Source organism: Paenibacillus vortex V453 (assembly GCF_000193415.1).
Lineage (GTDB): Bacteria > Bacillota > Bacilli > Paenibacillales > Paenibacillaceae > Paenibacillus_AQ > Paenibacillus_AQ glucanolyticus.
In genome coordinates this window covers 175,570-197,018 of record NZ_ADHJ01000014.1, presented here as the reverse complement: position 1 = coordinate 197,018, position 21,449 = coordinate 175,570, and the positions used below count along the sequence as shown (strand labels likewise).

The window sequence follows — 21,449 nt, the reverse complement described above, 5'->3', positions numbered from 1 at the left end:
GTGACGGCTTGTTATAGAGAATTCCTCCCTTGCAATTAACACTTCATGTATCACTATAAGAGATTATTTGGGTTATAGGGTCTCAAGTTCATATCAATTTTGTCTCAAATGACTCACGGATATTGCAAATTAAAAGAGGATTTCCGCCAAATACTCTCGAAGTTTTAAACTTTATAAATTAGGACTTTTTGCGTACTTGCATTTACTTTATGTCACTTTAGAATTGGAGAAACATTATGGGGAAACTTGGGGAAGCACTTTCTGTGGAGCGGACTCGTCTGTTCGTAGGAAGGGATAAAGAACTCCGCTTCATGAAAAATTGGTTAGTTCAGCAGGATGCCCCCGCCGAGGTGTTATTTATTTCTGGCATGGGCGGAATTGGTAAGTCTGCGCTTATGCTTCAATTTCTGAACATGGCGCAACGAGAAGGAGTAAACTCGATATGGCTGGATGGTAGGGTTTGCATGGACACGCCAGCTGGATTCCTAGAATCGTTAAAAGCCTTTCTCGTTCATCATCCGCTTGTGACAGCTTCACACCACAAATCCATTCAGGATATCATCGCCGAGATGGCTCGCGGGAAATTGCTTCTGTGTATCGATAACTATGAGTACATTCACAAAATAGAGGGCTGGTTCAGGGAAGCGTTCCTTCCAGGGCTGTCCGCGAGCGGGCTGCTTGTCGTTCTGGCATCCAGACAAGACCTGTCATTCTATTGGCAGATGGACCTGGCATGGCAGAATAGAATTAGGCATATCAAGCTTGGTCCCCTCACGGGAGGAGAGGCGCGGAACTACTTTTCTCAAAGAGGATTGGCAATAGAAAGTGAGGTGGAGCAACTCATCGGCGATTCACAAGGATTACCTCTCGCTATGGCGCTATTTGCTGAGCATCTGTTATTCCCAAGGCCGGAATCAGCCGCTTCAGTTATGCCCATTTCCATGCGGGTCAGCGCCGAAATGCTGCGTGAAGTCACCTCCTCCGAATTGAAAGAGGTACTGGAATTGCTATGTATTTTACCGTATGCGGATCCGAAGTGGCTGGGCTGGCTACTCGGAACTCCCTTATCCATGATGGATCTTGAGCGGCTCACTGGGTACTCCTTTATCCGTCCGACGGCGGGGGGTCTTGCACTGCACGATGTAGCGCGAACCTTTTTAATCGAGGACCTTTTGCAACGTGAACCTCTGCGTTTTCAGGAACTAAGAATAAAGATTATGGAGGGATTGACGAAAGAACTCAAACAAGCGGGTGGACAAGAAAAAAAGCGGATTGCTTCCGTTATGCTATCGACTTGCCGGGATATTTTTCATCTGAATTCCATCTCGATCATTTCTGCCAATATGGAGCTCATGGAAATGCAGCCATTTCGCACCCCGGATCTGCCCCAGTTGCATCAAATCATAACGGAGGATATCGCGTACTCCATCTCTTCAGAGATCGATCATGCCCTTCTAAACGCCCTGGCTGAGCAATTTCCGGAGAGCATTCATGTGTTCCGCTCCGCAGAAGAGGTTCCGTTGACATTTACTGCAGGCGTCCTGCTTTATAAAGAAACCATTTCATTGCTGGATCACTTTATACCGGGCGTGTTAGACGACGTTTTTCCAAAAGAAATCAAATATATGCGGCATTTGCCCATTGAGCAGGCGGATACCTATTATCAGTTACTCACAGGCGTTTCCACTCGCAAAAGCGATTATACTTTTCATGAATTGGTCGGTACGATCGTTTCAGACTCGATTATTCACTATACGGCGGGTCTTCGTCACGTCATCCTCACCACTTATGAGCAGACCAACGAAATGCTTGGAAATCTCGGTTTCCAATCGAGGCCCCTTCCAGGCAGAACGAGGGAACACCCCCTCTATGGCGCACTCATTCATACACGTGATTTGCGCGGGTCCGAGGTTGGCGATCATATCCTGGACCTGGTTAAAATTCCTTTAGGTGGGGAAAAAGCGGGTACGTCTTATGAGTTTACGGAAAAAGAGATGATAGCGGCACTGACATTGATGGACAATCCTACTGCTCTCGAACAATCGGATCTGGCACGCAAGTTATCGTGCAGCGGACCCGAATTGCAGCATAAACTTCAAAGTGTTTTTTCTAATCATCCCCCTTTTCCACTGACCAAGAGAGATCAGGCCTTACTGAAGATTCTCGCAGAAGCTCCGCTGATCACTGCGGAAATGGCGGCTGAGCAGTTGTTCATAAGTCGTGCCACCTACTACCGGGCGCGAAGAACGGCGATTCAAAACCTTATAGACATGATAAAGGGTGCGACGTAACCGCAAAAAAAAGGAAAGCCCTTGTTGATTCGGGCTTTCCTTCTTTGGGGATTACCTTACCTTATCTTCCTCGGACAACTTCTTCAGTTCCCGTCGCTGTCCGATGGATTACTTGCTCATTTGTGCCATCATTTTTAACAGAACGGTCACTGCTTCTGCTCTGGATGTTTGATTTTGAGGATCAAATTTGTTTCCGCCTTTACCATCGATGACGCCCATGTTCTTCAATGCTGTCACGGCACCTGTTGCCCATGCCGGTATGTCCTTGTCATCCGCGAAGCTGGTTGCGGCATTCGTTGTTTCGACTGCCAGGTTGAGCGCTCTTGCGATCATCGCTGCCATCTCAGAGCGTGTAATTGCAGCATTGGGACGGAAAGCACCGTCCTCTTTCCCTATTATAATCCACGCTTCTACCGCTTGTGCGACTGCTTTCCGTGCCCATGAACCGATCTGCGCCGAATCTGTAAACGTCAGATTAGCTCCATTTCCCTGCAGCTTCAATGCGTTCATCAGCATGACCGCAAATTCAGCACGCGTCACCATGCGATTCGGCTTGAATGTTCCGTCCGGATAGCCAGTGACGATACCATCGTTTATCGCTTGTTTAATGTTTGTCTCTGCCCAGTGTCCGGCAATATCAGTCGGTTTTATGGTTGGTTGTTCTTGTTCTTTAGGTTTTTGGGTTGCGAGTACGGCAAATTTCGCAAAGTGGCTGGTACTGCCGCTAACTTTGCCCGTATTCCAGTCAGCCTTGATATGGTCTAACGGAATCCATTCTCCTGTTGCTTCATTTAACCAATAGACGGCGACCGTGTAGTCATCCTGATCCATCTGTCCTACATCAAAAGGCAAGGTAAGGGTCACAGGTTTGTCAAAGTTTCCAGCTAAGTTCTTTGTGATCTCATAAGTCCTGCTGATGATTTTATTGTCTTTTGGTCGCCATTCTTCTTTTAAATTTGAGACGTCCTCTATGTTTACTGTAAAAACACTCCTAAATACACCGACAGGAAATGTTAATTCAACACCTCGAATGGTAATCGTCCCTCCTTTGCTTGGATCGATTTCATTTTGAGGCCGTGGTATGGGTATGGTTGTCGGTGTAGAGGATGTTGAGGGCGTTGATGGTGTTATCGGTGATGTGGGTATGGACGGTGTTGGCGGAGTTGATCCTGCCACAGAGACCGAAACCGAGCTTTCTCGCACCTCCTCACCGTTTAAATACACGGTTAAGCTATAGTTCTTCGTTTGGTAAGTCGTGTTTTTCGGTAATGCAATAGCGGCTTCGGCACTGCTGTCACTGCCGACAATCGCTGTTGCAGCTTCTACCCCGTCAACGTACATTTTTAAAATCTGACCCGTAAGATGTGAACCTGTAATGGAGACGGTCGTACTTCCCCCGGTGTGGGTAAGGCTGGTTGGATTGGCAGAAATACCGGTCACAACAGGTACAGCAACCGTAAAGCTTGCACTTGCTGCATCCAGTGTGTTGCGGCTCGCATTTTGCAATACATCTCCTTCCACCATCACATGGTATAGACCATTCTCAAGTGAATGGTTAAACGTTAGCGCAAATGTATGAGACGCTTTGTCGTAGCTGCCTGCGAAGTCTGTGAACGGTTGCCCATCCTTTTCAAGGTGCACAAGCGTTTGTATATCCGTGTCCTCTACTTCTCCCCCGTCTTTCATCCGGTAGACTGCTTCGCTGACTGACAATTCGATGGTAAGCGGTGGGGTACGGAAAATTTGGTTATCCGTAAATCCGAAGGTAATGACAGGCTTGGTCGTATCGTACATGAAGCTCAAGACTTCGGACGCTTCATTCTTATGTCCGGTTGCATCCATGGCCTCGTCCGCCGCCACTTGCACGGTCACCATCTGGCCGTTCGCCATCGGCGTAACCGCAGCCGTGTATGTCTTCGAATCAACGGTGGCCAAGTTGGTAATTGCAGCATTGCTTACATGGATGCCCTCTGCGGTAAAACCGGTTACAGGTTCGCTGAAGGTCATCGTAATGGGAAAGGAAGCATTAACCGTACCGCTTGCCGTGCTTGACAGGGTAACCGTCGGCGGTGTGTTATCGAGAACAAAAGCATTCGAGACCACTTCGGCAACGTTTCCTAGCCGATCTGCCGCATGAATGTGTAAATACCAATTGTCGTCACCGCTTGTTTGCTCCAGCGTATCCCCACTCACGAAATTCTTCCAGCCTTCACTAGGAACCGCACTGCTTTGTGTCCAGGCATATTGCAGCGAAGTATCATCGACATTGCTCACCGTGTCTGTCACGGTTACTTTACTTTCCGCTGTTAAAGCCGGTAACGTATTGCCGTTGGGTTCGAATTGAATGTCGGGAGGTATGGAATCCTTCAAGACGGTAATTGTGTAAGTTTTGCCGGGTTTCAAGTAGGGCTCAACCCGAATCGGGATGACTGTTGAATCTCCCGAGATATCAACCGTCGCTGTGCTTCCGCTTGGTACCAGCTGATTGTTTACATATAACGCTCCATTAGCAACGTCTTCTAATGTCGCCGTTACATGAATGCTTGATAGCTCTGGGTCAATATAGGACGTATAAGATAGAGTGGATGGTGAGAACGGAGTGTCGAATGAACCTTCCTGCAGAGATAGCCCCTTCAGGTTGTCATTACCGGGCACATTCGATTGTCCATAATAATTATAGCCCCACGCGACGACCGTGCCATCTGACTTCAGCGCCAACGAATGATCGATTCCTGCTGTGATGGCCACGACATCGCTCAAATCCTTTGGCACATTCCTTTGTCCATCATTATTAGAGCCCCACGCGACGACCGTGCCATCTGATTTCAGCGCCAGCGAATGCCTGTATCCTGCTGCGATGGCCACGACATCACTCAACCCGTTTGGTACAATCGTTTGCCCACCATTATCTGTGCCCCACGCGACGACCGTACCATCTGACTTCAGCGCCAACGAATGATCGATTCCTGCGGCGATTGCCTTGATATCAGTCAATTCCCCTGGTACAATCGATTGTCCATAATAATCCCAGCCCCATCCGACGACCGTACCATCTGATTTTAGCGCCAGCGAATGGTGGTATCCTGCTGCGATGGCTTTGACACCCCCACTCAATTTTTCGATTGGCACATCCACTTGTCCATAACCATTATAGCCCCATCCGACGACTGTACCATCCGATTTCAGTCCCAATGAATGGCCCCATCCTGCTGCGATGGCCTCTAAACCACTCAATCCCGTTGGCACATTCGTTTGTCCAAAATAATTATAGCCCCATCCGACGACCGTGCCATCTGATTTCAGTGCCAACGAAAAGTTATCTCCTGCTGCGATGGCCTTGACACCATTCAATTCCGTGGGCACATTCGTTTGTCCAAAACCATTATCGCCCCATCCGACGACCGTTCCATCTGATTTCACCGCCAGTGAATGGTCGTCTCCTCCTGCGATCTGAGTTGCTTTGATTGGTGAGGCAGGATCTGATGGCATAGACGATTGACCATTGTTCCCCATTTCTGCCGCTGCCGACGGATTCCCATATGGAACGCTGAACATCATGATGGAAAAGACCAAGATCAGAACCATAACTTTATTTCCTGATTTACGCATTCTTCTTTCTCCTTTCAATTGCTGAACATAAAGCACGGCATGACAAATAAAAGCAACGTGTCATTATGATTCTAATGGACCTTTCTGGTGAATGCCGTCTCACTTTCATCGCAATTTTGTCTCATGAAACCCACTAACTTGGCACAAAAGAAGTTGATTTTTACACGAGCCTGTTGAAAAAAGTAGAAATGGAAGAATGATCGAATATCAGCAGATTTGCAACGTGGATTTTTGAACACATTAAGTAGCTTAAAGATCTCGACTCCAAAAAATCCTGTCCGCTTATCGCGGACAGGATTTTATTTACTGCTAGCTTTGAAACTTTACATTCTATTTTTTCTCTTTGCCCGGCATACTCTCTGTTCGTCGCTTCAAGCATTGCTTCCCAATTCGCATAATCCGTCTCTCTATCGATATACCGATCGAAAAGTGATTGCAACCGCATTTGGACTCTCATGAGAGAGGCCAAATGCGGTTAGCAGACGGAATGTTATAAGATTTGACTGTAAACACAGGGAGGTAGCAGGACTGCGCCTCCTTTTTGCGTTTAATAGTTTCGATTGCAAGATATACTATGTTAAGACGGATGAAATAGTTGATTTTGTTAAGTGTCTAATCTTACTTTTAACGTTACGGGAGCGCTGATTTATTAGAAACATTGCAGAATCTCTATCATAATCCTAATCCTCCCTCTTCAGCAACACAACGCACTCCACATGTGTTGAGTAGACAGTGAAAACAAGTTACAGGAATAGCATTTGCTCACTGAAGGGGCGGCTGACAACAGTCGCTCTTTTATTATCGCCCCCCAGTGCCTTATGAACTATTCATAACACCTGAGCTGACGTTAAGGCTTATCATACCCGCCTGAAATTTTGGCGAATATCTTCTGTACGTACAAAGAAAGCCCAACCTCTCGGTGGGGCGCAAGGTATCGAAATTAGTGCTCAACGCTCTATTCTATTATGAGATAAATAAACTAGAAATTCCCCTACTAACAGCAAAGGACTTGAGAAAATCGAAAAAGATACCTACAGAGACAAACTTTATGAATGCTCAGAAACCGAGCCATACGGGTTATTTGATAAAGTGATCAATGTATTACAATAAAACAGTGTTGTGGCGAGTGTGTGAAGAGCAAATCCGTCAAAAGTTTCCATATATTTCTATTCGAGAAGTTACCGTTGCTCCACACGATATGGAATGAACGAATTTCCTTTTTCATGCATTTTAATTAAATTCAATGTCCAATTCAACATAATCTATAAACTCTTGATTATCTAACAAATACGTAATATTACCCTGTATCAATATACTTGTACTGCTCCCCTCTGAAATCATACCATCACCAGGTTCTCCTCTGTCATATGAAGGATCAACTGTCTCAATATTAAAACTCACCTCTATTTCAATATAAAAAGATATTAGAATTGCATTCTCTTCAATATCTAGAGTGGTTTCATTCAAAGTTATTATGTAGTCATCAATGAAAGCATCAGTACCCCAGCCAGTAAAATAATCCCCCTCAAATTCAGAATTCATTAGCAGATCATCAACAGTATTTTGAAGGTAATCATTTCTCTCAAAATATAGTTTTAGTTCATCTTCTAACAATTCTTTGTCGCACTCATAATTGTCAGTAAAATAATCTTTTAAATTGTCTTCTTCACTTTCTAAGAATACTGATAATGAATTATAGTAATTTAAATCTTGTATATCAGCAGCTAAATCCTCATGAATACTTTTTAGATCTTTATTAGCAAAATCTTTATGATTGCTTGATATAAACGCTACATTATCTGGTTCATTAATATTGCAATACTCAACAATACTTTCCCATATAATAGCATCTTGAAAAGAAATTTTATTCTCATCAAAAGGCTTTATATTATTAAAGTATTTATTAGAAATAGTTTCTGTAATATTTTTAGAAATAGGGTAATCAATTACCTTTATTGAATTTTCTTTAATTGTTCTATCTAAGAATTCTTTGTATTTTAAAGTTATTTTATCAGCTTTTAAACTCTCAAAATCAATAATCTCTGATGCCTCAAGTTTTAATAGTTCACTTTTTGTACTCTTCACCTTTTTAACAAGCGGTCGAATTTCATCTTTGTATTTTTTTATTATTTCATTATAATTGAACTTTGTAATACAAAGATCTACTGGTTCATGTCGAGTATATTTAAGTAACTTCTTCATATCCGAGGATTTGAAAAAGAAATCATTGAAAATTATATTTGTGTCTAAAAATATTAAATATGACATGAATAATCTCCTTTTTGAGTATGAATCTTTCTCTACGAATCACATAGAAAAATGAAATTTAATTAGTTTATTAAAACACATTTTTCGACAAGCTTAAGAGACTAATATTAGTTCATAGCTTTGAACATCCTACCCAAATCGTTTTTTATGATGTCTTTTTTAATTTATCAGACACATAAGCAAAACCTAAGCGGAACTAATACGCTTAGGTTTTTAATATGAATAAAATTCATTAGAACTACTTGTGTACAAGCAATATAATTTTTTTCTACATGTGTTGGGTAACAAGTGAAAACAAAAGCTTGTTTCAGATGGAACAGTATCTTCTCATGTAATTCTTATTCGAGAGATACATTGCAACGAGAAGGAAAGCACTTAAGACAGTGTTCTCCTAAAATCATTAATTGAAGAATATATACTAACTAATTCTGTTCAATCTTAAATAATTTACTTTCCTGTGATAACTTAACTATTACATGTGCTTTTTCAAGAAGGCTTTCAGGGAGTTTATCTTTTAAAATTGAAACGACCAATTGAATGTTTTTATCTTTAACAAAGTCTGCCACATTAATTAATTGGTTGTCGTGCATCAGTTCCTTTTTATCGTTAAGCAAAAAGTGCAAACAAGGTAGTCCTTCTTCATCAGCAAAAAGTATATATGCTAAATCAAAACATAATATTTCACCTTGTTTTTTTCCAGAACTCATATTAGCATTGAACGCACTAAATTTATAGAATTGTTGTTTATTTTTATTTATGGATTTATCATATTTAAGTGCATATTTTTCTCCATAGAGTTCGAATGAAATAGCTGAAAAGTGTTTGTTGAACTTTTTAAGCTGATGTTTGAGTACATTCTCAAAGTCATCTGAAAACAAAAAATCATCAATAGTTTTTATTTCACTCTTTAATGCATCGATGTTAGTATCGACTTCATTTAGCTGCGAAATAATACTTTCGTACTCTCCTTTAGTACGATACTTCTCATTTAATGCAATAATAATCTTTTCAAGTTCTTCAAATGAATCGCCTTTGGAAATCTTTAAGGACAAATCCTTTTCTTTTTTTAAAAGCGAGTTAATTTGAAGTTCCTCTGCATGAATCTTTTCTGTTAATGTGGGTAACTCTGCTGTAATAAATTTAACCTTCTCTACAAGCATTTTGTTATGATAAGACACCAAATCTTTAAATGTCTTTTGGATTCCTGTGACATTAATTTTTGCTTCCGCATACAGTATTTCAAGTTGCTTTAAGTCAATCGAAGCAACACTATTCTCCATTTCCTTCTTAGCTTCCTCAATGAGATTCTTACGGATTCTCATTTTGCTAATCGTTGAACTTGTTTTGTTAAGGTTATATCTAATTAAATTGAGCTGTTCCATGTTCTGCTCAAAATCTTCATTTAGATTGAAATTGGATTTCTTTTTATTTAGTTCATCAATTTCATCGTTAATCATAGACAATGCAATTTCGTATGCTGACTTAGTCTGTTTCTTTTCTAATCTTTCACGAAACAGTTCTTCTTGTTTTATCTTTGCTACCAGTACTTGTTTCTTTGCACCTTCATCAAAGGTGCAGCCTAATAAAAACAAATATAATGTCTCATATTCTACATCAGATGTAAATTTATCTAGAGTCTTTATTGTATTGTTGATGCTTTCGTCTTTGTATCTTATATTGTGAGATATTATTTGTCTAAGAGTTGGTTTATCTGCTGTATGATTAGGAAAAAGGAGCTCCTGTAACTTACCCTCGAATTCTTTATCAAGTACAGGAATACCATTTATTTTTCGAATATTCCGCTTTCGAGAGAGAAAATTCCTTTCGATCACTACTTCTTTTGAAGTTTCATCATTTAAATCTTCGACTAAAACCAATTTGATAAGAACCTCTTGTTCTACTAGATAATCTTTAACCAGTCCATATACTTCCTTTTTATTCTCAGTATCTGTATAGATAATTGCTGGACTAGCTCCCAAACAAAAGTCAATCAGTTTCAATACAGTCGTCTTACCAACATTATTACCCGTTTGCTTACCATCAGAGGTAGGGGTTTCATCTATGATTAGATTCATTCCAGAGTGAAAATTGAGTTCTCTGATAACACCCTCTTGATTCAATATTATTAATTTTTTTATGAACATAATTCCACCCATCCATCTTCATTCACTGTAGCCACATCTATTAAGTATAGCCAATCTAAAGTAAGCATAAAGGTCGAAAAAGACATGTCATTTCTATCTTTTACTTCTTGATAAAGCTCGAATACTTGCTGTTTTGCCTTTAGCTTTAATACCTTTATAACTACTGAACCATTGTAATAAATACTAAGGGTAGGATGTATATTATCCGGCAGCAACATAACTATATCCCTCCGGATTCTTAAAAATTTTACATCTAATAAATGCATCTACCACTAAAATGTATACGCACATTTCAAGCTCTTCATACGGAATCTCATTATAATTTTTGCTTTCTAATATAATTTTTATAACGTTATCTATTATACCAAAGAACAGGTCACAGGGATTAGTTTCTCCATTTTGCAATAGAATATATTGCTTCTTGATAATCTGAAAAACCGATAAACTTTTATTCGCACCCTCTCTATCAAACTCCGCATACTTCTCATCCAACTTCTGATAGTAGATTTTATAATCATCAATTGTTTCTTTTATATCTAAGAGATCATTAAACTCAATTTTCTTATCTATCTCAAAAGAATTGATTTCAGGCGACTCTATATTACTAGATAAATTTTCACTAGCTAATATGTTGATAATAGTTGCAAGATTAGTATCAACCTTTACTACATCAACTTCCTTTCCTAGTTCTTTTTTTATAAATTCGTAGACTTCTCTTTGTTTCTCAATTCGCATATTTAAAACAACATTTAATATAATTCCAATATCAATGATATCGTCAGCAGGCGAGAAAAGGGCTTTATGTGGATTAGTAAAACTTCCTTCTCGTAGCTTTCCCGCGTCCTTTGCAATAGAAACAAACTTAAATGTGAAGCCCTGATATTTCAGAAATATTTTCTTTTTTAATGAACCTTCAATTTTCTGCTTCGTGCACGTGGAAGAAACTTGTGCAATAATCTTCCCATTAATATCTACTAAATCAATACCTTCGACATTTTGCTTAAGTACATTTAGGTTTACTAATTTAAAATTAAAAAGCAAATTAAGTAAATCAGCAAAAAAGGATTCGGAATAAATGTTTAAATCTAGAATATTTAATCGTCCTCTTTTTTCAATGCGATATGCCAGGACTTGTAATTTTTCTTCTATGTAATTGAAATATTCACTTCGATTCATAAAGTTTGCCTCTTCTCATCAATATATAGAAACTTAATCAGTTAGGTTCTAAATCCAATTCAATTCGAAAATTCTAGGATTCTACAACCAATATGAAATTTCGATAATTACTTGGTAATATCCTTTTCTCATGAAATATCGAAAACATTCTTCGGTATGACCCTATCCAGTAGTTAGTATAAGACTATTATAGCTTTTTAATCAAAGTTTTGGGTGAGTATTTTAGATACCAAAAAGACACGGAAGAACAACTCCATGCCTCTAAGAGGCAAGTCTACCGCTTCGCTAAATGATGAGTAAGTATTGAAGCAAGTTCTTCAACACGTCTTATCAAAATTGAAATAACGGATGAAACAATCCAAGAAAACCTACCACACTACTCGCCCCGAATTTCTTGAGGTATTAGAAAGAGATGAACGTATTCTACTTCTTCTACCTCTGACAATCGTGGCATATAAGCTCCTCATTTATTTAAGATATTAGCTCTATATTTTTCCATACATACCCAGTACCTGACGAAGGCTTATCGTATCCGCCTGAAAGTTTAGCGAATATCTTCTGTACACACAAAGAAAGCCCCAACCATATCGGCGGGGCGAAAACAAGGAGCGTGTGAGTTTATTATTAACATGAATCTAGCTAATATACCTGTCTTTCTATCAAAAATATGCTTTAGAAAGTCCCCCTATAATTCATAAGTGCTACCGCCCCTCATTACTAATTTTTCCTAGATACCTTCGTTTAAGCCTTCGATTTCCTTATCTTTGCTTTGTCCGTGTTATGTAAAGAATGGCTCTTTGCACATAGTTCGTCTTTATCATTGGTACATACTTGATGTTAATCTTAACCAGATTTAACCTATATTGATATCAAATGAACAAAGGTAGGTGAAGAGTTGGAAAAGATGTTTTCTATTAAAGAAGCCAAAGATATATTGGGTCTCTCTTACAACACCGTGTACCGATTGGTTAATAATGGAACTATTGATGCTATCAAAATCGGCGGTTCTATTCGTATCTCTCAAGCGGTACTTAGGAAGTTTATCTTTGATGACAAGTCAGGAGGTAACTGAAATGATAATTAACAGCAAAGCAGTATCACTCACTGAAGCCAGCACAATGCTAGGCATGACAGAAACGGAGGTTTTACGGCTATGTCAGTATAGCTATTTAGAACAAAGCAAACTTGAAAACGGTAAGACACGAATAATCTTGAACAGTCTTGAGAAGTACGCTAGTCGAAGCGGAATTATTCTTCAGGATATCCCTAAGCTTTCTCAAAAGCGTTTAGGAAGCCTTACGGTTAAGGAGACGATGACCAAGCTAGGACTTCGCACTGAAGCCGCCGTACATCGGCTCATTCAGGCGGGCAAATTGGAAGCACAGATGGAAAAGGGTATTTACAAGGTTAATGCCGGAAGCGTTAAAAATCATAATATAGGGGGTGAGGTCAATGATTGACAAAAGACACTACACAGTTAATGAAGTTTCAGAGATGTTCAACATTGACGAAAAAACAGTTAGAAAATGGATAAATGAAGGTAAGCTATTGGCAGTGCACTTGGCGGGGACAACCGTAAGAGTTCCTGAGACAGAGCTTCACCAGTTTTATATGCGTTCGCATGGACGGAGTTGGTGGGTATGAAGACATGGACTTGCGAGCGTGTGGCTCGTTCCATTGGATGTAGCCCACAGCAAATTAAACGATACTGTGACTTTAAAAAGATACCTTGCTACAGGTCTTCTAGTGACGGTATACAGTCGATGTACACCTACCGCATACATGAGGACGATTTACTAATATTTTTCGATTGTGAAACGTTGGATGACTTTAGTAAGGTGAAATATCGGTAGAGTTGACCCGCCATTTTGTTGGTGGGCTACATAATAGTAGGTATATAGATAAAAATATTGGTCATAATGAACCTGAAACTTCATATCGGCTACACACGTGGTTACAGGAGAACACGTAAAAATACTGGCTCGACATTAAATCAGTCGATGGTTCGCTCTTTAGATGAGCATTACCCTGTACTATTGGTACGAGTGCCACACGGTACAGGGAAAAACTTGCAACTGATTATTGCACCTCTCAGATTCTACTTTTGTAGCCCGTCACGGTCGCCGCAAGGCGAGGGAGTCATGACAGACTTATATTTAATATAAACGTGGTAAAGCCGTACCTGAGCACGTCTGATGTCATGTAGGAAACCTCAATCCATCTGTTTCCTTTGCTCTTCCCCCAAAGGGGGGAGTAAAGTTTCCTTATCCATCTGTTCTACTTTGAATTTGAATCAAAGAGATAGGGCGAGCACAGCGAAGCCCGTGGGAGTAGACCGAAGCGGAGCGGAGGGCTACCCCACCAATAATAAAATACTGTAATGATGTGGAATCCCTCGCTACGCTCGGTCTTCCCCATAGGCATCGCTACGCTCGCCTTCTATAAAGTTGCTGACAATAAAGTTGATGGGGTACATCAAAATTTGACCCACCTTCTTATCAAAGTACTTTTTAACCCTTTTATACTCCATTTGTAACCCTTTTTAATTCTTCTTTAGTTTAAATCTTACTTTTTCACCAATTAGTACTCCTTTCTTACTCCTTTTGTACTCCTTTTGTCATCCCTTATTATGTAGAAAAGCCGCCTCTGCTGACACAGAAGACGGCTCATTGCCCCTGATGGCACAGGGAGCGACCACTAACCAAAAGTGATGGATAGAAGCCTACGGGCTTCTGAACCTCTCACAACTTTATTATAGAGAATATTCTGCATTTCGTAAGAGTATTGTAACTCCCTCATGACACAATGATTTAGTTGGGGTATATCAAATATTGATCCACCCCCATCAATATTTCACTTCCTCATAGCAGGTCTCCACTTGAAACCACAGTTCATACAACCGTTAACAATCTCACTTCTTCCTCCGATCCAACTAAAATACTTACTGGTAGTGAAAGAAAAAAAGAGATAGCTCCTAATGCAATGAATATTTGCATAAAAGCTCTTGAACCATCGCTCACACTGTACATAGAGAAAAGGTAGCTCGATACAATAATCAATATGCCAAAAAGAATCATAATACCCAGAGTCTTGAACAAGTTTGCGAAGCTGTACCCTCTTTTATTAGCTACCACTTGTTGTGACTTGCACCTCCGGCAAGTAACGGCATTTACAGTATTTGTACTGTTCGATTGACTCCCCGTTCCTTCTGCTTGACCGACAGTTCTGTTTACTTGGAGACTAGCCGCCCTAGATTGACCGCTAACAGCCCCTGTTAACTTGAGCAGACGTTGATCTATTGGGCTGATTGAACGTAGTTCTATTATCACGTTGCACTTCGTTTGAATCCTCCTGATGAATGTTTGTAGGTATGTAGAATTATTCGGAAAAACCTTCCAATCCCCTCCTTACTGCCTTCCTATTTTGTTCGCACCTTTTCCCTTTCATGGAGCGACCACAAATAGTAGGGAGTTGATGACGATGAACATTCAAAGAGAATTTATAGGTACGTCCAATCTTGAGGACATTCTACTATCAGTGATGCGTGCTCAAATTGACAAAATACTAGTATTTCCATACGATGAGACTAGAGCAGATGCTATTCCTTCTGAAACGGAAACAGAAGGGATGGTACTCAAATGAGAGTTGCAATATATGCCCGAGTGAGCACGAAAAAAGATGCTCAAAAGAACAGCTTAGAGAACCAAGTTTCATACGCTACAAGCTTAGCCGCCCAAAATGGTTGGACTATCTCAAATCAATATATTGATGATGGTATCAGCGGGGCGACTAGAGACAATCGGGAAGCAATTCAGCGACTGTTAGAAGATTCAAAAAAGAAGAAGTTTGACGTTGTGATTGCAAAATCAGTATCTCGGCTAGGCAGAAACACTGTAGAAAATTTACAGACCGCCCATGCAATTGAGTCTATGGACATACGTCTAATTTTGCCTGAAGACAATTACGACACTGCAACCAGCACTAGCAAACTCATGTTCAACTTGAAGGCGGTACTAGCTGAAGAAGAGAGTGCAAAGTTATCCGAGCGCATTAAGATCGGATTGCGGGCGAGTGCAAGAGAAGGAGTCTACAAGGCTTCTTTACCTGCATTTGGCTACAAGCGTGATGGAAAGAAGCTTGTACTTGATGAGGTCTATGCCCCTATTGTTCGGGAAATGTTTGACCTCTATCTGTATCAGGATTGGGGTATGTACAAAATCAGTAATTACTTCATAAGCAGAGGTATTCCAACCCCTAGAACTGTATCAGGCGGTGGCAACAAAGGAACACTATGGAATCAAAGCTCCGTAAGTGTCATCCTCAAAAACATTGTCTACACAGGCACTCTTGTACATCATCGTGAAGAGACAAGAGACTTCATCTCCAAGAAGCGTAGACGTGTAGCCCCTAGCGAGCAAATAGTTCATGAAAATGCACATCCTTCCATTATCACAATGAACGAGCACTTAGCCGTATTGGAGAAGATGAAGAAAAAAGGCAGGAACAATAGTAACGGTAGTGAAAGTTTATTTGCTCACATTGCCGTCTGTGCTGATTGCGGTAAGGGTATGACCTTTCGTAAAGACAGAAGAAAAAAGAGCGGCGGAGCTTATGTATGCGTTGGCTATGTGAAGCACTCAACATCTTACTGTTCCTCTCATATCATTGGATACGACAATTTACTGCAAGTGGTTAAAGACGACCTTAAGGAACTGATTACTGACAACATCAAGCTAGAAAGGCTCTATGGGGCGGCAAACACAAAGGCTAATGAACAGCATGCAAAACACTTGAAAGAACTTTCCAGCGTCACAAAAAGGCTGAAGAAGCTTAACAATGAATTTAAAAACCTTTTGGAACTCTACTCAGAAAAAGTTATCGGTATAGTACAGTTCAAAGCACAGAATGAACATATCCAAGCGGAACAAGGTAGGCTTTCCCAAAGAAAGGCAGAGATTGAAAGTCTACTTGAAACAAAAAAAGACACGGAAGAACAACTCCGTGCCTTTAGGAAGCAAATATCCCGCTTCACCGAACTTGACATTGACGATGAACAAGTCTTGAAGCAGGTACTTCAAAAACTAATACAAAAAATCGAAGTCAATGAAGACGAATCGATCAAAGCCATACATTACAATATTTCACGTCCTCAATCCGTAAGGACGTTGGAACAACAAGGGGCGTAGGACTAATCCTGCCCCTTCCATTTTAGTAACACTGTACACTCCACATGGCTTGTCTGCGGGAACATATCAACCGGCTGCACCCATTCGAGCTCATATCCGCCGTCCAGAAGGACCTTGCAATCTTTCGCCAAGGTTGAAGGGTTGCAGGATACATACACAAACCGCTTCGGCTTGGTGCGAAGCACCGTCTCCAGGAAACGCGAGTCCAGGCCGGTACGCGGCGGGTCGGCTATAATAACGTCCGGCTTCATGCCTTCCTTGACCCAGCGGGGCAGCAGCTCCTCGGCCTGACCGACGTGGAAGCTGGCGTTAGCCCGTCCGTTTCGCTGCGCATTCGCCTTGGCATCCTCCACCGCTTCGGGGATCGTCTCGATCCCGCGTACTTCCTTGGCATAGGGCGCCAGCCAGAGCCCGATCGTGCCGGTTCCGCAGTATGCGTCAATAACTGTCTCTTTCCCCGTCAGTCCCGCTGCCGCCCGGACCGACTCGTACAGCTTGACCGTCTGCTGCGGATTCAGCTGGAAGAACGCTCTCGGCGATAGCGAGAATTGCAGATCGCTCAGCGATTCCTGCATGCTCTCTGCGCCCCATAGCGAAATCGTCCGGTCACCGAAGATAAGCGAGGTTTTCTTCGGATTGATGTTGAGTGAAATTCCGCTAACCTCCGGAATGGATAGGCGCAGCATGCGGACAAGATCATCCTGCCTTGGCAGCTTGCCGCCGGCCGTGACCAGTGTCACCTGCAATTCCCCGGACTGGAATCCATGACGAACCACAATGGTCCGTACACCGTCCTTGTTTCCATTCTCCTTGTGAAGCGGAATCCGCAATTCTTCCAGTACGGATTTAACCTTCTCCACCGCTTCGTTTACCTTCGGATGCTGAATCGGGCAGCCGCTGATGTCCACAATCGTATGGCTGTCCGCTTCATAGAGTCCCGCGATCACCTCATGACCCTTCCGTTTCAGCTGCAGCTGCGCTTTGTTCCGGTAATCCCATGGGTGCTCCATGCCGAGAATCGGCTTAAACTTAACAGCCTCCCGTCCCGCATACCGGCTGAACGCCTCGCGCACGATATCCGTCTTGGCCTGCAGTTGGCCCTCATAGGAGATATGCTGAATCTGGCATCCGCCGCAGATGCCGAATACCGGGCAGGGAGGTTCGATCCGGAAACGCGAACGCTTCTCCACTTCCACCAGCTGGGCCTTGATAAATTTAGGCTGTACCTCTTTCACCTCGGCTTTGACCACTTCGTTAGTGATCGCGCCGTCGATAAACACCGCCTTGCGGCGGTAATAACCGACACCTTCGCCGTTAATCCCAAGCCGCTTGATGGTAACAACAATGACATCGCCAGCCTGCAGCTCATCCGCGTGCTCCCGCCCGGCTGAAGGCCGTGGTCCCCGGACCTCTTGCTTATATTTATGAGAGGGTTTCGCCTTCGAATACGATGACTGATCCCGATTCTTCCCATGTCCCTGCTTAAAAGCCGGCTTGGCCCCAGCTTGATTCGCTGCAGCCCTCTCACCCAGCTTCTTCCCGTATGCTGTTGATTTATGGTTGTTTTGGGTTCCTTGTCCGGAACGTTTCTGCTCACTCATGCCTTGATTTCTCCATCCTTAATGGTATCGTGTCCAATATACCATGCCGAACCTGTGAATGCTAACAAGCAATCATCCATATTCCCGGATTACAGCTGTGCTCTTCGTCATTGGCGGGGTCACCTCGCCCCTCGGTGTAGCGCAAAAAATATTTTTTTCCAATTTGGAAACCATGAGCGAAACTTCAACGTATAATCCCATTATCATACATTCTATTATGGGGGTATCTTTTATGTCGTTTTTTAACAAAATGCTAGCGAGTGTAGGTATTGGAGCAGCCCAGATCGATACGCACCTTGAGAAATCCTCCTATTATCCCGGTGAGGAAGTACGCGGGGTCATTCACATTAAGGGAGGCAGTGTCGAGCAGACGGTGGACCGCATTTACTTGAAACTGATGACGGAATATACCAAGGAAAGCGACGACAAGAAATACATAGAGTCCTATACCATTGCAAAAGTTAACGTCTCAAGCCGTATCACATTGAAGCCCGGAGATCATCAGGAAATCCCGTTCTCCTTCCCTCTCCCGCCGGAAACGCCGCTCACCATCTCCAGACAGCCGGTATGGATCCATACCGGACTCGATATCGATAATGCCATCGATCCCAAGGACCGTGATTTTATCGAGGTTGAACCGAACCCGGCTGCTTCCATCGTGTTTGATGCCGTAGAGGATCTTGGCTTCAGCTTCAAAATGGCGACATGCGAATATCACCCTCGCCTTGGCCGGGGCGTTCCTTTCGTGCAAGAAATTGAATTTTATCCAGGCTCCCGGTATGCCGGTCATATCAAAGAGCTTGAATTGATCCTGTACCCGGAGCAGGACGGCATCTCGGTCCTGGTCGAGGTTGACCGCAGAGGCCGAGGGGTATCCGGCTGGCTCCAGCGCTCTCTTGATATGGATGAGCAGCATTCCTGGCTGACGCTGGATGAGCAGGAGCTTGGGCAAGGTCCTTCCCATGTAGCAGAGCTTATCGACCGGATCATTCGCCGATCGATTTAATTAGAAATGACCCGCAAGCTGGATCACTTCAAGCCAAGTGTCCATCCTGCGGGTCAATTTTTTTCATTGTACTCGCTTCATATTAATAAATCATCCGTTTCAGCTCATCGCCAATGCCGGATTTCCGGTAAAAATACGTATTGATGATATCCCGCCACTCTTTCGAATGTTCCGCCTGATGGCGAAGCCGCCCCATCACAGCCTCATGACGCTTCGGATCAACAAGCCCTTCCAGCAGACGCCAACGCTCTATCAGTGCCTCCACCCCATCCGCTCCTTCAAAATGCGAATCATAGATGTGCTGTATCACGGTTTTGCCGGAATGAAGCCGGTGCGTGTAAGGAACATGGTGGAAAAAGAGCAGCAGCTCATCCGGGCACGAATCAAGTGATTCGTAGCGCTCGGCATTTTCCGCGAAATATTGCCCCGTGTAGCCTGTTCCGTCCTTCACCGTCCGGTTTACTCCCATGCCATGACAATCGGCAAAATGGTACGTACCCCACACCGAATACTCATAACCGTCCACGTTCGGCCCATAATGATGCCCCGGATTGACCATCCAGCCTACACCCAGCGGAGATGTATAATTCTCATAAATGCGCCAGGACTCCGCAAGCATGGTTGTCAGTTGTTCCACTACGGCAGCATGGGTGCCGAAGGTCTGCTTGATCCATTCCTCCGTAATCTCGGCCTCGGACAAATCCGGATTCCAGGCCAGCCGCCCGTAACCATACAGATTGGCCTGTGCAAGTGTATGTCCAGTCCAGTTCTCATCATCGCCTACATTGATGACTGCGGTGATTCCGCAGTGCTTGTAATCATACAGCTCACCCGATGCCACCCTCTGGATCGTGGAGCCTTCTCCCCGGGCATACGTGTCGAAATCCAGCACGTCCTTCCACTGGGGAACGAGGTAGCACAGATGTTTTTGCTGTCCCGTATATTCTTGCGTGATCTGGAATTCCAGCATCTGATTGGTTTGCGGCATGGCGCCCAGCAGAGGAGATACCGCTTCTCTCACCTGAAAATCCATCGGGCCGTTCTTGATCTGCAAAATGACGTTGTCCCTGAACTGTCCATCCAGCGGCTTAAAATGATCGTACGCTGCGCGTGCCCGGTCCGTCGTCCGGTCCCTCCAGTCCTGCATGCAGTTATATACGAAACATCGCCAGATGACAACGCCCCCGTATGGAGCCAATGCCTCTGCCAGCATGTTCGAACCATCCGCATGCGTCCGGTTATATGTAAACGGACCGGGACGGTGCTCGGAATCAGCTTTAACAACAAAGCCGCCGAAATCCGGGATATAGCGATAGATTTCCACCGCTTTTTCCTTCCACCATTGACGGACGCCAGAGTCCAGCGGATCGGCCGTCGCAAGTCCTCCGAGCTGCATCGGGCTTGCATAATTGATACTCAGGAACAACCGTATTCCATACGCGCTGAAGATCCCGGCGACTCTGGCGACTTGAGGCAAATACTCGGCAGTAATCAGCCGTGCCTCCGCTTCATGTACGTTGACGTTATTGATGGAAATGCCATTGATTCCGATAGAAGCCATAAGCCGGGCATAATCCCGAATTCGCCCATCATCCTCTATCAAGCGCTGATCCTTGAAGAAGATCGACCTGCCTGCATATCCCCGTTCAATCGAGCCATCCATGTTGTCCCAATGGTTCATCATCCGAAGCGGATTCCGTGGATTCTCCACGAGATCGATCCGCTCCGCAGGCACCTCCATTTGCAGCAGTCTTAACAAATGGAAAGCCCCGTACAGGATCCCCTTGTCCGTCCTGCCGACAATGTAAAGGCAGCCACCGTTCTCCTTATCAGCGACATGCTTGAGAAGATAGCCATCCTCGTTCAAATCCTGTAGAAGCAAGTCCGAATGAAGTTCATTCGGCAAAGATTCCCTAACCGTAGCGCATCTGATAAATGCGCCTTGAGCCAAGCTTTCTCCTCCAACAACGATCTCAGGTGATTGTCCGCTCATCTCGCGAATGCCGTATCGCAATTCGCGAACCGCAGCTTCTAACGTATCCGACCATTCAGAGACGAAAATTCTGGACCATACAGGCAGTCCCTGTAGAGAATCCCTTGGCTCGTATCGCAGCCAGCCGCGGTCAGCAGCCGAATATGGAAGCTGTAACTCCGTGATCTCCATGACT

General features: G+C 43.3%; 14 protein-coding genes and 1 pseudogene. 8 read left to right on the top strand and 7 right to left on the bottom strand.

Annotated elements, in window-relative coordinates; all coding sequences use genetic code 11:
- Positions 1–236 precede the first annotated feature (236 nt).
- The gene (locus tag PVOR_RS07755) at positions 237–2,291 is read left to right on the top strand and encodes a hypothetical protein (RefSeq protein WP_006208594.1); all 2,055 of its coding nucleotides are present in this window, start codon (positions 237–239) and stop codon (positions 2,289–2,291) included.
- Positions 2,292–2,399: 108 nt separating this feature from the next.
- On the opposite strand, the gene PVOR_RS29120 is transcribed toward PVOR_RS07755, so the two are convergent.
- Positions 2,400–5,780: an S-layer homology domain-containing protein gene (locus tag PVOR_RS29120; protein ID WP_268741782.1), complete on the bottom strand. Its 3,381-nt coding sequence runs from the start codon at positions 5,778–5,780 to the stop codon at positions 2,400–2,402.
- Between the two features lie 1,134 nt (positions 5,781–6,914).
- Here PVOR_RS29120 and PVOR_RS32980 point away from each other — a divergent pair.
- A pseudogene (locus PVOR_RS32980) lies at positions 6,915–7,010 on the top strand (ATP-dependent Clp protease proteolytic subunit); the annotation flags it as partial.
- A 120-nt stretch (positions 7,011–7,130) separates the two neighbouring features.
- Here the strand turns inward: PVOR_RS32980 and PVOR_RS07735 are convergent.
- The 4 genes from PVOR_RS07735 to PVOR_RS07720 form a co-directional block, all read right to left on the bottom strand.
- Positions 7,131–8,168 (bottom strand): PIN domain-containing protein, encoded by a 1,038-nt coding sequence (locus tag PVOR_RS07735; protein ID WP_006208591.1) that lies wholly within the window; start codon positions 8,166–8,168, stop codon positions 7,131–7,133.
- Between the two features lie 422 nt (positions 8,169–8,590).
- Positions 8,591–10,324, bottom strand: a complete 1,734-nt coding sequence (locus PVOR_RS07730; RefSeq protein ID WP_234972802.1) for a DUF2326 domain-containing protein — start codon at positions 10,322–10,324, stop codon at positions 8,591–8,593.
- A complete protein-coding gene (locus PVOR_RS07725; protein ID WP_006208589.1) occupies positions 10,303–10,530 on the bottom strand; it encodes an ABC-three component system middle component 6 in 228 nt (75 codons plus the stop codon). The genes PVOR_RS07730 and PVOR_RS07725 overlap by 22 nt, the downstream gene beginning before the upstream one ends.
- On the bottom strand, positions 10,514–11,488 hold the full coding sequence (locus PVOR_RS07720; protein WP_006208588.1) for an ABC-three component system protein: 975 nt from the start codon (positions 11,486–11,488) through the stop codon (positions 10,514–10,516). The genes PVOR_RS07725 and PVOR_RS07720 overlap by 17 nt, the downstream gene beginning before the upstream one ends.
- Positions 11,489–12,392: 904 nt before the next feature.
- Between PVOR_RS07720 and PVOR_RS29525 the strand changes: the two genes are divergently transcribed.
- From PVOR_RS29525 to PVOR_RS07700, 5 genes are all read left to right on the top strand, one after another.
- Entirely contained in the window at positions 12,393–12,560 is a 168-nt protein-coding gene (locus PVOR_RS29525) for a helix-turn-helix domain-containing protein (RefSeq protein ID WP_006208587.1), read from the top strand.
- Position 12,561: 1 nt separating this feature from the next.
- A complete protein-coding gene (locus PVOR_RS07715) occupies positions 12,562–12,948 on the top strand; it encodes a hypothetical protein (RefSeq protein WP_006208586.1) in 387 nt (128 codons plus the stop codon).
- The gene (locus PVOR_RS07710; protein WP_006208585.1) at positions 12,941–13,132 is read left to right on the top strand and encodes a helix-turn-helix domain-containing protein; all 192 of its coding nucleotides are present in this window, start codon (positions 12,941–12,943) and stop codon (positions 13,130–13,132) included. Before PVOR_RS07715 ends, PVOR_RS07710 begins: the two co-directional genes overlap by 8 nt.
- A gap of 1,836 nt (positions 13,133–14,968) precedes the next feature.
- Positions 14,969–15,130, top strand: coding sequence for a hypothetical protein (locus tag PVOR_RS30575; RefSeq protein WP_006208582.1), 162 nt, complete (start codon positions 14,969–14,971; stop codon positions 15,128–15,130).
- Positions 15,127–16,674 carry a recombinase family protein gene (locus PVOR_RS07700; protein ID WP_006208581.1) on the top strand — a complete coding sequence of 516 codons (1,548 nt, stop codon included), beginning with the start codon at positions 15,127–15,129 and terminating at the stop codon, positions 16,672–16,674. The genes PVOR_RS30575 and PVOR_RS07700 overlap by 4 nt, the downstream gene beginning before the upstream one ends.
- 2 nt (positions 16,675–16,676) lie before the next feature.
- Here PVOR_RS07700 and rlmD read toward each other — a convergent pair whose 3' ends face one another.
- Positions 16,677–18,275, bottom strand: coding sequence for a 23S rRNA (uracil(1939)-C(5))-methyltransferase RlmD (gene rlmD, locus PVOR_RS07695; RefSeq protein ID WP_006208580.1), 1,599 nt, complete (start codon positions 18,273–18,275; stop codon positions 16,677–16,679).
- 232 nt (positions 18,276–18,507) lie between these two features.
- Between rlmD and PVOR_RS07690 the strand changes: the two genes are divergently transcribed.
- On the top strand, positions 18,508–19,281 hold the full coding sequence (locus PVOR_RS07690) for a sporulation protein (protein WP_006208579.1): 774 nt from the start codon (positions 18,508–18,510) through the stop codon (positions 19,279–19,281).
- Between the two features lie 82 nt (positions 19,282–19,363).
- Here PVOR_RS07690 and PVOR_RS07685 read toward each other — a convergent pair whose 3' ends face one another.
- Positions 19,364–21,445, bottom strand: a complete 2,082-nt coding sequence (locus tag PVOR_RS07685) for an alpha-glucuronidase family glycosyl hydrolase (protein ID WP_006208578.1) — start codon at positions 21,443–21,445, stop codon at positions 19,364–19,366.
- Positions 21,446–21,449 lie beyond the last annotated feature (4 nt).

Coding starts and splice junctions, on each gene's coding strand:
- PVOR_RS07710 (WP_006208585.1), top strand. CDS start 12,941: ATGATTGACAAAAGACACTACACAGTTAATGAAGTTTCAGAGATGTTC.
- PVOR_RS07715 (WP_006208586.1), top strand. CDS start 12,562: ATGATAATTAACAGCAAAGCAGTATCACTCACTGAAGCCAGCACAATG.
- PVOR_RS07730 (WP_234972802.1), bottom strand. CDS start 10,324: ATGGGTGGAATTATGTTCATAAAAAAATTAATAATATTGAATCAAGAG.
- PVOR_RS07720 (WP_006208588.1), bottom strand. CDS start 11,488: ATGAATCGAAGTGAATATTTCAATTACATAGAAGAAAAATTACAAGTC.
- PVOR_RS07685 (WP_006208578.1), bottom strand. CDS start 21,445: ATGGAGATCACGGAGTTACAGCTTCCATATTCGGCTGCTGACCGCGGC.
- PVOR_RS07755 (WP_006208594.1), top strand. CDS start 237: ATGGGGAAACTTGGGGAAGCACTTTCTGTGGAGCGGACTCGTCTGTTC.
- PVOR_RS07725 (WP_006208589.1), bottom strand. CDS start 10,530: ATGTTGCTGCCGGATAATATACATCCTACCCTTAGTATTTATTACAAT.
- PVOR_RS29525 (WP_006208587.1), top strand. CDS start 12,393: ATGTTTTCTATTAAAGAAGCCAAAGATATATTGGGTCTCTCTTACAAC.
- PVOR_RS29120 (WP_268741782.1), bottom strand. CDS start 5,780: ATGCCATCAGATCCTGCCTCACCAATCAAAGCAACTCAGATCGCAGGA.
- PVOR_RS07700 (WP_006208581.1), top strand. CDS start 15,127: ATGAGAGTTGCAATATATGCCCGAGTGAGCACGAAAAAAGATGCTCAA.
- rlmD (WP_006208580.1), bottom strand. CDS start 18,275: ATGAGTGAGCAGAAACGTTCCGGACAAGGAACCCAAAACAACCATAAA.
- PVOR_RS07735 (WP_006208591.1), bottom strand. CDS start 8,168: ATGTCATATTTAATATTTTTAGACACAAATATAATTTTCAATGATTTC.
- PVOR_RS07690 (WP_006208579.1), top strand. CDS start 18,508: ATGTCGTTTTTTAACAAAATGCTAGCGAGTGTAGGTATTGGAGCAGCC.
- PVOR_RS30575 (WP_006208582.1), top strand. CDS start 14,969: ATGAACATTCAAAGAGAATTTATAGGTACGTCCAATCTTGAGGACATT.